Here is a 12,163-nt window from a genome sequence, read left to right as displayed (position 1 = left end):
CTTCGTGGTGAGTCAGGCGCTCAGAGGAGGCCGGCACCCAGCGGAATCGTGATCGTCGCGCTCGCCGGGGAGTCGACGACAGTGCCGTTCGAGAAGATCGTGACGGTGACGGTGAAGGTCATGAAGACATTGATCGTCACTCCGGAGTTCGAGGTCGCACCGTAGACGATCTGACCGAGCACCTTCTGGGCGTTGCCCGCGATGCTCGGGTCGTCGATGGTGAACGTCTGCGAGGTCTCATTGACGCCCACTTTGATGAGGCCGAGGTCAACGATCGTTTTCTCGGTGATCGTGCGTGCTCCGAGCGTCGCGCCCGGGATGTCCATGACACCGAACCCGCGCGCGACCCCGCTGCTCAGGACGCTCGCGGGCAAACCCGACGCCCAGGTGATCGTCACGAGTCCGGTCAGCGGCCCCTCGAGGGTGCCGGGGCCGTTCTCGATCACGACGTTGTTCGGGAAGGTGGGCAGCACATCTGCGATCAGCACGTCACTGCCGTCGAGCAGGGAGATCTCGGCGAGGTTCGTCGTAGTGCCGTCGAAGCTGACGGTCGCGTTGGTGAGAGACGCCGCGGCCATCGGCGTCGCTGCGGCGACCGCGATGACGGGCAGCGACCAGGCGGCGCCCTTGACGAGCGAACGGCGGGAGAGTTCGGTGTTCTCGATTGTCATGGTTCTCCTGGGGATTCGTGGCATGACGCCGGCGAAGAAGAGGAATGCCGCTCCTGGGGGAGCGACGCGTCGTCGAAACGACATCTCCGACATTGCCGGAGAAGTCGAGAGGGTGCTCACCAGGTGTCGCTGGATGATCGAAGGCTGACGCAATCCGATCGAAAGCGCCCGATCGGTGACCTGAGATACTGAGGCGATGGGGAGGACCGCGATGCGCATTCGCCGACGCGAGGCGACGCGCTCGCGGGCGGGGGAGCTGTGGGCCGACGCCTGGAGGTGGTTCCTGTTCGCGTGCGGTGTGGTGTTCGCCGTCTACCTGCTGCTGGACCGCGGCATCCCGAACGGCGCGGTCATGGCATCCGTCGTCGCCGCGCTCGCCGTCGGCGTCGTGCTCACCGTCGCCGAACCGCTCGCCATCGTGCTGATGGCGACGCCGGCCGTTCTCATCACCGAACGACTCGGCCTGGGCGGGGTCGACCTGACCGTGTCGGACGCGGCGCTGGCGGCGGCGCTGGGGACCGCCGTGCTGCTGGGCAAGCACGATTACAGCGCACCGATGAAGGCGATGCTGTGGGCGAACCTCGGGTATCAGTTCGCCACGCTGTTCACCGTCATCGTCAACCCCTTCCCGCAGAACACCGTCGAATGGGTGCACGCGTGGGTCCTCGTCTCCGGCGCGCTGGTCGCCGGATGGGTGATCGGGCGCGCCGGTCATGCGCGGCTGGCGTTCATCCTCATCCTGTGCGCGGCGACGGTGATCGCCGCAGGAACGTTCAGCACCGCCATCGTGCAGGCGGTCTCCGGCGAGCCCCTCGCGGCTGTCTACCCTGAATGGCCGTGGCCGATGCACAAGAACTTCGCCGGCGGGATGCTGGCGTTCGCGGCCTTCATCGCCTATGTGAACCCGGACTGGGCGAGGATCGACACGCGCTGGACGAAGTCGGCCTTCGTCGTGTTCCTCGTCGCGCTCGTGCTCACCCAGTCGCGGCAGGCGGGCGTCGGCCTCGCGATCGCCCTGCTCGTGCACACCCTGCGCCGCGGCATCCGGAACCACATCGCGCTCGTGCTCGTCCTCGCCGTTCCCGGCGCATACCTGGTGGTGCAGAGCGTCATCGAGCAGATCGAGTCGCAGAACAGGTTCAACTCCTTCTATCAGCGCGTCGACTGGCTGCGCGAGGTGTACGCGCTCTGGAAGCACTCGCCGGTGTTCGGGCACGGCCTGCGGTACTGGTACGTCACCCCCAGCGCGGACTTCCAGCCGCCGCAGGCCGAGGTCGAGGTGGCCGCGTCCACCGGGCTGGTCGGCCTTGCGGGCTTCGTGGTGATGTGGGGCGTGATGCTCATCGTGCTGTGGCGGGTCAGTCCGCGCTTCGGGATGCCGGCGTTCGGCCTGCTGCTCTCGCGCATCGTGCAGGCGCAGTTCGACCTGTTCTGGGTGGCGGCTCAGGTGTCGGTCCCGTTCTTCGTCGCGGGGATCTGTCTCGGGGCGCAGGCGTTCGCGCGGGAGCGCGATCCGGACCAGGAGATCTGGATGCCGTCCGGGCGCGCCGCGAGGTCGAGACCCGCCCGTCCCCGTGCCGACCGTCGTGCCCGCGCCGACGTGGGCACCCGCAGGCCGCCAGCGTATGATCGACCGAGACGAAGGGGCGGGGGATGAGGCTTCGTGACTACGCGGGCGCGTTCCGCAGATACTGGCCGGCGATCGTCCTGATGATCGCCGTCGGTGTCGGCGTGGGTCTGGGATGGGCGAAGCTGCAGACTCCGGTGTACCAGGCCGACGCCAGCGGCTACATCAGCATGAGCGAGAAGTTCGACGATTCCCTCTTCTCACCGGGGCAGGCCGACACGCTCGCCAAGGCCAAGGTCCCGACCTACCTCGACATGGCCACCTGGCGCACCGTCGCCGAGCAGGCGGCGTCGGATCTGAAGCTGTCCGCGTCCCCGGAGGCCCTCGTCCAGCGGATCTCCGTGACCAACCCCGACGGCACGGCGATCCTGAAGATCTCCGCCACGGGGGACTCGCCGACGGTCGCGCGCGACCTGGCCTCGGCCTGGGTCACCGCTCTCGCCGCGGAGATCGACCGCGTGGAGGGCGACGGCGAACCGGGCAGCGCGGACATGACCCTCCAGCTGGGGGAATCCGCGTCGCTGCCGACCGAGCCGCAGTTCCCGGACACGCGGATGGCGATGATCGTCGGGCTGCTGATCGGCCTCGGCGGCGGAGTGGCCTTCGCGCTCGTGCGGGCGCTCGCCGATCGCCGCCTGCGCAGCGCAGACGACGTGGAGCAGCGCCTGAACATCCCGGTGGCGGGCACCCTGCCCGACGTCGGCACCCTGGCCGACGGGAACCGTCTCTACCGGCCGACCGATGTGGCGGAAGGGCCGAAGGCGCAGCGCGCGGACTTCGCCGTCCGCGAGTCGCTGCGGATGCTGCGGACCAACCTGCAGTTCATGAACGTCGACGACCCCCCGAGGACGATCGTCGTCACGAGCGCGATGCCCGGCGAGGGCAAGTCGACGGTCGCGGCGAACCTCGCCGGGACCCTGGCGGCCAACGGCACCCACGTCATCCTCATCGACGGCGACCTGCGCAGGCCGACCGTCGCGGAGACGACGGGCATCAACGGCGATGTCGGACTGTCCGACGTGCTCGCGGGACGACTGGAGATCACGGACGCCCTGCGCCGGGTCACCGGCGTCCCGAACCTGCTCGTCCTTCCCGCCGGCACGCCGCCGCCGAACCCGAGCGAGCTGCTCGGCTCCGAGCGCATGCGCACCCTGCTGCGGAACCTCGCCGAGCACGCGATGGTCATCGTCGATGCGCCGCCGCTGCTGTCGGTCACCGACGGCGCCGTGCTGACCCGTCAGGCCGACGGTGCGCTCGTCGTGGTCTCGACCGGCCGCACCGGCTACGACATCGTCAACGACGCCGTGGGCATGCTCGAGAAGATCCACGGACACGTCCTCGGTGTGGTGCTCAACCGGGTGCCCGTGACGGGCGGCATGTACGGCGGCGTCTACGCGTATGAGGCCACCGCGCCGGATACGGCGCCGTCGGAGGCGCGGGTGCCCGACGCGCCGCTGCCGCCGGAGAAGACCCCCGAGACGGTGAGGAAGTCCACGTCGAAGGGCCCCGCGTCGGCATCGACCGGGGCGCGGACTGCGACGCGCTCCCGCCGCCAGCCCACCAGGAGATCGCCGGAGGATGCGGATCTGCTCAGCGAGCTGTTCAACGACAAGCCCGCCGGCCCGGCACCGGCCGAGCACGGCGTCGATGCGGAGCGCTGACCGCGGTGCGACGCTGAGGATCGCCCTGATCTCCTCCTCGTACGCACCGCACATCGGCGGCGTCGAGGAGCACGTCGCCCAGGTCGCCCGCGCACTGCACGCCCACGGACACGTCGTCGAGGTGTGGACCGTCGACCGGGGAGTGCGGCCCCAGCCGGCGGATCCGGATGCGGGGCGACCCGCCGACCCGTTCCCGGTGCGGTATCTGCCCACCCCGCTTCCGGCTCGTACCCTCCCCGCACTGCTGCGATTCGCGATGACCGGCGCTGGCGCGCGGCGACGCTGGCGCGCGGCGGCGCGTGATCTGCGACCGGACGTGCTGGTCGTGCAGTGCTTCGGCCCGAACGGCGTCTACGCGCTCGGGCTGCACCGGAGCACCGGGCTCCCCCTGGTCGTGGTCTCCCACGGCGAGACGCTCGGTGACGACAACAGCGTCTTCGCACGGTCACGGCAGCTGCGCTCCGCACTGCGCGAGTCGCTCGCCGTCGCCTCGGCGCACGCCGCACCCAGCCGCTACGTGCTCGACGATCTCAGCGAGCGCTTCGGAGCCGGAGAGGGCACGATCATCCCCAACGGGGTCGGCCCGCTGCCGACGTTCCCCGCAGTCGAGCGCCAGGAGGACCTCGTCGTCGCCGTCGGGAGACTGGGATGGATGAAGGGATTCGACCTGCTCATCGACGCTTTCGCACGCCTCGACGCGGGGCGACTGGAGATCGTCGGTGACGGACCGGAGCGGGAGGCGCTGCAGCAGCGCATCGACCGTGCAGGGCAGCAGGATCGGATCCAGCTGCTCGGCGCCAGGGATGCCGCCGGCGTCGCCGAGCGGATCGCCGCGGCTGCCGTGGTCGTCGTGCCCAGTCGATCGGAGTCCTTCGGCATCGTCGCCCTGGAGGCGTGGCGCGGCGGTGCCGCGCTCCTCATGACCTCGCGCGGGGGCGCGGCGGAGTTCGTGCGCGACGGCGAGGACGGACTGCTGGTCGATCCCGTCGACGTCGCCGCGCTCTCCACGGCGATCAGCGGTCTGCTGGCGGACGCCGGGCTGCGCGAGCGTCTGACAGTCGCCGGCGCGAAGCGCGTCGGGGCGTTCAGCTGGCCGCGGGTCGCACTGCTGTACGAGACGATGCTCGGTGCGATCGTGCGCCGCGAGCGCAGGGGGCCTCGGTGATCGGGATGCGGATGCCGAGATACGAAGGCGCGCTGAGGCGGCGCAGCAGGCAGCTGCGCCGGCTCGCTGACGCGCTGACCGTGCCGCGCGCGCGTCGAGAAGGCGTGATCGTCCCCGCCTTCTGGTGGGATGGGCATCCGAACTTCGGCGATGATCTGACTCCGGCGCTGCTGCCCCGGTACGGGATCGTCCCGCTGTATCGGGAGCCTCGTGCAGCGCGCCTGGTCGGTGTCGACAGCCTGCTGGAGTTCATGCCCGCCGACTACGCCGGTGCGATCTGGGGTGCGGGGTTGATGAAAGATGCACGGCATCCGCTTCCGCGCGCCGCGGCACTCGCCGTTCGGGGACCGCTCACTGCCGAGCGGCTCGGTCTGCGAGTCGAACCCGCGTTCGGCGACCCGGGCATCCTCGTCTCCCGACACATCACGCAGCCTCCGCCGGACGGACGCATCGCGGTCGTGCCGCACGGCCATCACCGGTCGCACGAGCGGCTCGCGCGGCTGATCGCCGAGGCAGGGGATGCGGCGCGCACGGTGAACGTGCATCAGCGAGCGGCGGGGGCCGTCCGCGCGATCGCTGCGGCGCGCGCGGTGATCACCACATCGCTGCACGGGCTGATCACCGCCGACGCCTACGGGATCCCCGCGGTCTGGACCACCCTGGAACCCCCGCTGGGAGGCGGAGACTTCGAGTTCCGAGACTACGAGGCGGCAGTCACCCCCGGGCGCACGCGATATCGGCCGTTCGCGGATGCCGGTTCACTGGCCGACTTCGTGGACGGGGCGTGGTCCGCCGACCGCGCCGTCGTGCAGCGGCTCGGCGATGGTCTCGAAACCGCGCTCACGGATGTCCGCGGTCTGGGATCAGGTGACTTCCCGCTGGGCGCGATGCGCGCGCTTCTGCGCAGCTGAGCGCGTCAGCGCCGGAGACGTCCGAGAACGCGCCGCAGCGGGCGCAGGACGGGGAGCCCAGCAATTGCACGGGCCGCGCGCAGGATACGCTGCTTCAGCGCGGTCCGGACAGCACGAACGCGGTCTGCGGTGCTCCACTGCCAGCCGACCTCAGCAGCATACTCGCGGATCTCCTGATGGAACGGGTCGTCGGAGGTCAGAACCTCGGCGACGAAGTCGTTGCGACGCCTTGAGTACCGGTCGTATGAGAAGGTGTCCGGGCAGAACTTCTCAAGGTATCCCCCGACTTCGAGGGTGAGCATGGTGCGCATGCACTTCGGACAGGCGGAGCAGTTGCGTGTGCGGGTGGGGTCGCCGTCGATGCACACGTCAAGATGTCGTGCCTCGGGCACATCGATCAACGACAGGGTCTTCTGCACGCGGGTCTGCCCGGAGTTCGCGGATGTGATCGTCACGCCGGCCGTGGACAACATCGGCACCAGCATCGTGTCGAGCAGCGAGATGTCACCTGTTCCGGTGACGTGGACGTGTGAGAAAGGAAGCGATGATGCGAAATGCAAATGCCCGATGCCTGCTCCCAGCAGGTGGGGTACCGCGGCGTTTCGCATCGTCACAGACTCGACGAATCCGATGCGAGGGTAATGCTCGTCGAGATTGCTGTCGACGGCGACGAAAGGCAGCCCGATCTCGACGGCGATCCGTTCCAGAGGGGCTCGACGGGCACGCCAGAGTGCGGTAGCGGCCTCGGAATGTCCATGTGCTCCGACGTTGTTGTTCAACAGATGCGTCACCCTTAGCGACCTCGGTGCATCCACGCTCCAGAAGTACTCCACCAAGGTGGAGAACGAATCGACTCCGCCCGAGAACCCGGTTGCAACCCCAAGGGCTCGTGGTGTTGGGGCCGCGACCGAGTCAGCTGTGACCCGAATCGCGTGAAACTCTGGATTCTCCATCCGCAGCAATGCCTGCAGGTCGGTGTTGGCGTTGTGGAGGAGCGCATCGGTCACTGTCCCTCCGATGTGCAGGTCGCGCCCCTCCTTCATCGCGGGCATCAACAATGAGATCAGCACGTGGTCTGCGCGGTCGCTGAGGAGATCTGAGAACTCTTCCTGAACCGAGAACCACAAAGGGGCGCGATCGCTGACAGCCGAACTGATCGTTATGTGGCCGTCGGCTCTCTCCCAACGTGGCGGCGCGGTGATCATCGCCTCTGCACGTGCGACCCTTGTGCGATCCATCTTCGTACGATCACCTCATCTGCCGCCGAACGGGTACGGCGATGATCCATATCATCGCAGCGATTCCCAGATGCGCGCGTGACCGAGGGCGCTGCGCTCCCAGGTGAACCCGTCGGCGTGTGTGCGCGCCCCGCGCACCATCCCCGCCAGGGCGGAATCCGCTGACGTCGCATCGATCAACCCGCCCGCGAGAGCGGCGGCGTCGGGATCGACGAGGATGGCGTGACCGCCGGCCACCTCCGGGAGGCTGCTCGTGTTCGCAACCACGGCCGGGACGTTCGCCGCCATCGCCTCGAGCACAGGAAGGCCGAACCCCTCGTACAACGAGGGCACCACCACGGCGCTCGCCGCGGCGACCAGACCCGGCATCGCCTCGTCGGGCAGTCGCCCGAGCAGTACGACTCCCGGCATCCCGTCGAAGAGCGCCGTGCGACGCGGATGCGGCGGACCGGCCAGCGCGAGCGTCAGCCCGGGCCGTTCGCTGCGCACCCTCGGCCAGGCCGCGGCCAGGGCGGCGAGGTTCTTGCGCTCTGCGGCGCCGCCCGCGTGCAGCACGTACGGACCGGGCAGGTTCAGCGCCCGCCGCGCGTCGTCGTCCATCGGCGGCGCATCGAAGTAGCGCGCATCCACGCCGTTGTGCACGACATGCGGATGCGGGATGCCCAGCACCTCGACCGCCTCCAGCGCGCTGAACTCCGAGACGCAGATCACCGCGGCGGCGCGGCGCAGCTCCTCAGCCGCGGCGGGGACGGGGGAGGACTCGTCGGCGAAGCGCCACGCGACGACGTCGTGCAGCGTCACGACGTCCGCTCGGGGAGACGGCGGCAGCTCGAGCCCCATGCGGTGGGAGACCGCGTCGCCCGAGAACAGCATCCGTCCGATCTCGCGTCGCACCGACGCCGGGGCGCGTGCGACGAACCGCATCGGCAGCCGACGCGCACCCGGCAGGGGGGAGCGCAGCGACCGCACCGTGAGTTCGCGGAAGCGCCACGCCGCCGCCGACGTCGCCGCGAGGGCGTCCTCCGCCTGCGCGATGATCCGCCGCTCGTACGCCTGGGCGCCCATCGGCGTCGCCGTCGCGATGGTCGCGATGCTCAGTCGGGGTCCACGTGTCACAGGTGCCGTGCAGCAGTCGCCATGGCCGTCCTCCTCCGCTCAAGTCTATGGCCGGGGCCCCACTAGCATTGAGTCAGCCGATCAGGGGAGGGCGTATGCGGAGGACCGCGGTCGTGGTCGTGGCGACGTTCCGGCGGCCGGACCACGTCCGGATCTGTCTGGAGCATCTGCAACGCCAGACGATCGCCCCGCGGCGGATCGTCGTCGTCGACGCCTCCCCCGACGATGAGACCCGTGAGGTCGTGGCAGGGTTCGACCGCGTCGAGTACCGCCGCAACGAGTTGGGGCTCGGCACGCTCGCGGCCTCGCGCGCCATCGGGACGGTGGATGCGACGGAGGACGTCATCGCGTTCATCGATGATGATGCCTATGCCGAACCGGACTGGCTGGAGTGGCTGCTCGCTGCTTATGAGCCGCCGGATGTCGGCGCCGTCGGTGGCCGTGCTCGAATGGGACAGGACGGCGAGGAACGCGACGGCATCGAGCGGATCGGCAGATTCCTGCGCAACGGGCGCCTCACGGGGAACTTCGCCGCCGATCCTCAACGCGTGATCGAAGTCGATCACATGCTGGGAGCGAACATGTCGGTGCGCACGGACGTGCTGCGCTCCTTCGGTGGCATCCACGACTACTATCCCGGCACCTGTCTGCGTGAGGACAGCGACCTCGCTTTCCGGGTCAAGCTCGCGGGATACCGCATTGTATACGCCCCTGAGGCGGTGGTGCTGCACGTCGCCGGTGCGTACTCCAAAGGCGCGCGATTCGACCTGCGCTACCGGTTCTACGGCGCGCGCAACCACATCCTGCTCCTGACGACCACACTGGGCTGGACGGATCCGCATCTGATCCGCTATCTCGCCTCGATGGCGGCGTCCTCGGGTGCGGCAGCAGCGGCGGGATTCCGGGACTGGTCCTCCAAGAGTGGACTGCGTGCGCGGCTTCGCGGAGTGGGCGGCGGCATCGTGCGCGCCGGGGCGGACATCGCAGGCACGGTGATCGGACTGCTCGCCGCAATACGTCCTCACGACCGTGCGCGCGAGGTCAATGCGCCACTGCGGTCGACGGGAGCCGTACCGCACCGGACAACAGGTGGCTCCGCAGGTGAGCGGTGAGGACATGAGCGACCGGCATAGCCGGGCAGCGCGCAGGCACCCGGTGCGGGAACTCTCCTACTCCAACGACCCCAGCTTCACGAGCCGTGCGAACTCGGCGTCCTGGGCGCGGACCTCGTCGAACGTGCCCCGTGCGGCGACCTGACCGCGACGCAGGAAGACGAGCTGATCGACATGGCGCACCGTCGACAGCCGGTGCGCCACCACGATGATCGTCATCGACCCCTGCAGCCGCTGCAGGGTCTGCGAGATCTCGAACTCGGTGGCGTTGTCGAGCGCCGAGGTCGCCTCGTCGAGCACCAGCACGGTCGGTCGGCGGTACAGCGCACGGGCCAGGCCCAGCCGCTGACGCTGGCCGCCCGACAGCCGCGCGCCGCGGTCTCCCACGAGCGTGTCGAGGCCGTCGGGAAGCTCCTCGACCACATCCTCGAGCAGCGCGAGGCGCACCACCTCGTTGAGGCGCTCGCGGTCGATCGCGTCGCGCTCCTGACCGAATGCGATGTTCTCAGCGAGAGACAGGTTGGCGAGGAAGACGTCTTGGGGGACGACGCCGAGACCGGCGTGCCAGGTCGCGAGATCCTCGTCGATCCGGTGCCCGTCGCAGCGGATCTCCCCCGTCGTCGGCGACAGCAGCCCGAGCAGCAGATCGAGCAGTGTGCTCTTGCCTGCGCCGCTGGCGCCGACGAAGGCCGTCGTGCGGTTCTCGGGGATCGTCAGAGTGATGCCGTCGAGCACGTTCTCCGAGGAGTCGGGGAAGCGGAAGACGAGGTCGTGGACGGTGATCTCACCGGAGATCGGCTTCGCAGCGGCGCCGGCCTCGTACTGCCCCTCCGATGCCAGCTCGTCGAGGGCATCCACCATGATCCGCAGTCCCGCGCTGCCGCCGCGCATGGTCGCGACATTCGCGGTGATCCGTGTGAGCGTGGGCAGGAGTCGCACGGATGCGGCGGCGAAGACGCCCAGCACCGTGAGGATCTGATCCCCGGATCCCGTGAGGGCGAGCACACCGGCGATCGCGGCGATGGCGAGGATGAAGGCGATCTCGAGCATGTACCGCGGGATGTCGCTGAGGATGCCCATCACCCGCTGCGCGTGGGCTCCGCGCAGCCGGGCGTTGCGGAACCTGTTCACGAACACGTCCGAGCTGGAGGTCAGACGCGTCTCACGGAATCCCTCGATGCCGGGGATCAGCGCCTGCCACGACTCCAGCGCCGCGGCCGCGGTCACCTCGCCGACCGCCAGCTGGCGGCGCCGCAGCATCCGCTGCACGCCGAACACGGCGATGCCGAACGCGATCGCGGCGAAGAGCGTGGCGATCGGCGAGCTCCACGTGAGCACGGCGACGATCGCGGCGATGGTCGCGATGTCCGTCGCCATGCTCACCGTGGCCAGGAGCACGCTCGAACTCTGCATCGTGGCGTCGTTGATGTTGCGGTACACCTCGCTGGCGCTGCGCCGGCGGTGGGCGCTGTACGGGGCGAGTACGTAGCGGTGCATGAGCTCCGACGCGGCGAGCGCGGAGATGCGCGTCGTCCGCCCCAGCAGCCACCAGCGGAACACCAGCGCGCCGACGCTCTTGAGCAGGAACGCGAGCATGACCAGCCCGGACACCAGCGGCAGCAGCTGCCCGACATCCGTGCTGCCGACCAGCCGCGAGACGGCCTCGAGGAAGAAGCCGTCGGTGTCCCCGCTCGTGATGAGCTGCATGAGCGGCAGCATCGCCAGCACACCGACCATGTCGAGCCCGGCGAGAAGGAGCGACACGGCCACCGTGGTGGCGATCCAGCGCCCGGGCGCGGCGCCCGTGGTCTCAAGGAGCCGGCGCAGTTCAGTCATCCTGGACTGACGCCCCATGCTCTTCTCCATCCCCTCCGGATCGCCGGCCCGTGGACCGACGACTCCCGACGAATCTAACATCGTGTCCGAGCCGACACGGATCCGTAATATCGGTGTCTTCCGCACAGGCTCGTCATGGGTTAGTCTGTCCCAGTGAGGCCCTTGGCGTTCACGGCTCTATGGGGGAGCCGCGCTCTGGGCGGGCATTCTTTGGGGAACGTTCATGAGTGAGAACACGCACGGCTCGAACGACGGGATCAGCCGTCGTACTGTCACCAAGGCGATGGCGTGGGCAGGTCCCGCGATCGCCGTCGCCGCCACTGTGCCGATCGCCGCGGCGAGTATCGTCGTCCCGCCGCCGCCGGTGTTCAACTGGGGCAGCGGCTTCAAGAACCCGGGCGCAAGCTGCAAGCTCGCCTGCGTGGCGAAGCAGTCGTACACAACGCCGGTGACGGTGTCCAATCCGTCTCTCGAGGACTACATCATCGTCTTCACCTCGTATGCTGCCGGCACGAACGCGGTCGGAATCAACAGCTTGTACACGGGGGAATGCTCGCCGGTGTCGTCCACCTGTTCTTCGACGTGCACGTTGCCGCCCGGTGCGAAGGCCGTGTGCGTGCCCGCCGGCACGACGTCGATGACCTTCTTCGTCTCGTCTGGATCCCTCGGGTCCAGCCCGCAGGGCACGCAGGACGTGGCCTGGGAGTGGCGACGTGCCGACGACTGCTCGGTCGCCGATAGCGGTGTCGCGCACTCCGAGACCTCTCCTCCCGGATCCTGCTGACTTCTCCTGCGGTGTGGGCCGTGACCGCTCACGAGCCACCAC

10 protein-coding genes are annotated in these 12,163 nt (G+C 69.1%); 6 read left to right on the top strand and 4 right to left on the bottom strand.

All coding sequences use genetic code 11. The annotated features are described in order from the left end of the window. Positions 1 to 20: 20 nt before the first annotated feature. On the bottom strand, positions 21 to 671 hold the full coding sequence (locus tag ABD770_RS03295; RefSeq protein WP_344818074.1) for a ligand-gated ion channel: 651 nt from the start codon (positions 669 to 671) through the stop codon (positions 21 to 23). Positions 672 to 882: 211 nt separating this feature from the next. Here ABD770_RS03295 and ABD770_RS03290 point away from each other — a divergent pair, with 211 nt between their 5' ends. From ABD770_RS03290 to ABD770_RS03275, 4 genes are read left to right on the top strand one after another with little or no spacing between them, the layout of a single operon-like run. Next, positions 883 to 2,328 (top strand): O-antigen ligase family protein, encoded by a 1,446-nt coding sequence (locus ABD770_RS03290; RefSeq protein ID WP_344818073.1) that lies wholly within the window; start codon positions 883 to 885, stop codon positions 2,326 to 2,328. Further along, entirely contained in the window at positions 2,325 to 3,959 is a 1,635-nt protein-coding gene (locus tag ABD770_RS03285) for a tyrosine-protein kinase domain-containing protein (protein WP_344818072.1), read from the top strand. Before ABD770_RS03290 ends, ABD770_RS03285 begins: the two co-directional genes overlap by 4 nt. Beyond that, positions 3,946 to 5,124: a glycosyltransferase family 4 protein gene (locus ABD770_RS03280; RefSeq protein WP_344818071.1), complete on the top strand. Its 1,179-nt coding sequence runs from the start codon at positions 3,946 to 3,948 to the stop codon at positions 5,122 to 5,124. Before ABD770_RS03285 ends, ABD770_RS03280 begins: the two co-directional genes overlap by 14 nt. Before the next feature lie 11 nt (positions 5,125 to 5,135). After that, positions 5,136 to 6,035: a polysaccharide pyruvyl transferase family protein gene (locus ABD770_RS03275; RefSeq protein ID WP_344818070.1), complete on the top strand. Its 900-nt coding sequence runs from the start codon at positions 5,136 to 5,138 to the stop codon at positions 6,033 to 6,035. A 5-nt stretch (positions 6,036 to 6,040) separates the two neighbouring features. Here ABD770_RS03275 and ABD770_RS03270 read toward each other — a convergent pair whose 3' ends face one another. Together ABD770_RS03270 and ABD770_RS03265 are read right to left on the bottom strand one after the other, a co-directional pair. Next, positions 6,041 to 7,273 carry a hypothetical protein gene (locus tag ABD770_RS03270; RefSeq protein ID WP_344818069.1) on the bottom strand — a complete coding sequence of 411 codons (1,233 nt, stop codon included), beginning with the start codon at positions 7,271 to 7,273 and terminating at the stop codon, positions 6,041 to 6,043. Positions 7,274 to 7,324: 51 nt separating this feature from the next. Then, positions 7,325 to 8,389: a glycosyltransferase family 4 protein gene (locus tag ABD770_RS03265; RefSeq protein WP_344818068.1), complete on the bottom strand. Its 1,065-nt coding sequence runs from the start codon at positions 8,387 to 8,389 to the stop codon at positions 7,325 to 7,327. 95 nt (positions 8,390 to 8,484) lie between these two features. On the opposite strand from ABD770_RS03265, the gene ABD770_RS03260 reads away from it, so the two are divergent. Beyond that, the gene (locus tag ABD770_RS03260) at positions 8,485 to 9,501 is read left to right on the top strand and encodes a glycosyltransferase family 2 protein (RefSeq protein WP_344818067.1); all 1,017 of its coding nucleotides are present in this window, start codon (positions 8,485 to 8,487) and stop codon (positions 9,499 to 9,501) included. Between the two features lie 57 nt (positions 9,502 to 9,558). On the opposite strand, the gene ABD770_RS03255 is transcribed toward ABD770_RS03260, so the two are convergent. Continuing rightward, complete coding sequence (locus ABD770_RS03255; RefSeq protein WP_344818066.1) at positions 9,559 to 11,355, bottom strand: ABC transporter ATP-binding protein; 1,797 nt, start codon at positions 11,353 to 11,355, stop codon at positions 9,559 to 9,561. Between the two features lie 205 nt (positions 11,356 to 11,560). Between ABD770_RS03255 and ABD770_RS03250 the strand changes: the two genes are divergently transcribed. Further along, positions 11,561 to 12,121, top strand: a complete 561-nt coding sequence (locus tag ABD770_RS03250; RefSeq protein WP_344818065.1) for a hypothetical protein — start codon at positions 11,561 to 11,563, stop codon at positions 12,119 to 12,121. Positions 12,122 to 12,163: the final 42 nt, after the last annotated feature.

It is taken from the genome of Microbacterium soli, assembly GCF_039539005.1.
Taxonomy (GTDB): domain Bacteria; phylum Actinomycetota; class Actinomycetes; order Actinomycetales; family Microbacteriaceae; genus Microbacterium; species Microbacterium soli.
This window is presented reverse-complemented; position numbering and strand designations above follow the sequence as displayed.

Bases quoted from the DNA above. Each gene is read 5' to 3' on its own strand.
- ABD770_RS03250 (WP_344818065.1), top strand. From the start codon at position 11,561: ATGAGTGAGAACACGCACGGCTCGAACGACGGGATCAGCCGTCGTACT.
- ABD770_RS03260 (WP_344818067.1), top strand. From the start codon at position 8,485: ATGCGGAGGACCGCGGTCGTGGTCGTGGCGACGTTCCGGCGGCCGGAC.
- ABD770_RS03255 (WP_344818066.1), bottom strand. From the start codon at position 11,355: ATGGGGCGTCAGTCCAGGATGACTGAACTGCGCCGGCTCCTTGAGACC.
- ABD770_RS03285 (WP_344818072.1), top strand. From the start codon at position 2,325: ATGAGGCTTCGTGACTACGCGGGCGCGTTCCGCAGATACTGGCCGGCG.
- ABD770_RS03290 (WP_344818073.1), top strand. From the start codon at position 883: ATGCGCATTCGCCGACGCGAGGCGACGCGCTCGCGGGCGGGGGAGCTG.
- ABD770_RS03275 (WP_344818070.1), top strand. From the start codon at position 5,136: ATGCCGAGATACGAAGGCGCGCTGAGGCGGCGCAGCAGGCAGCTGCGC.
- ABD770_RS03270 (WP_344818069.1), bottom strand. From the start codon at position 7,273: ATGGATCGCACAAGGGTCGCACGTGCAGAGGCGATGATCACCGCGCCG.
- ABD770_RS03280 (WP_344818071.1), top strand. From the start codon at position 3,946: ATGCGGAGCGCTGACCGCGGTGCGACGCTGAGGATCGCCCTGATCTCC.
- ABD770_RS03295 (WP_344818074.1), bottom strand. From the start codon at position 671: ATGACAATCGAGAACACCGAACTCTCCCGCCGTTCGCTCGTCAAGGGC.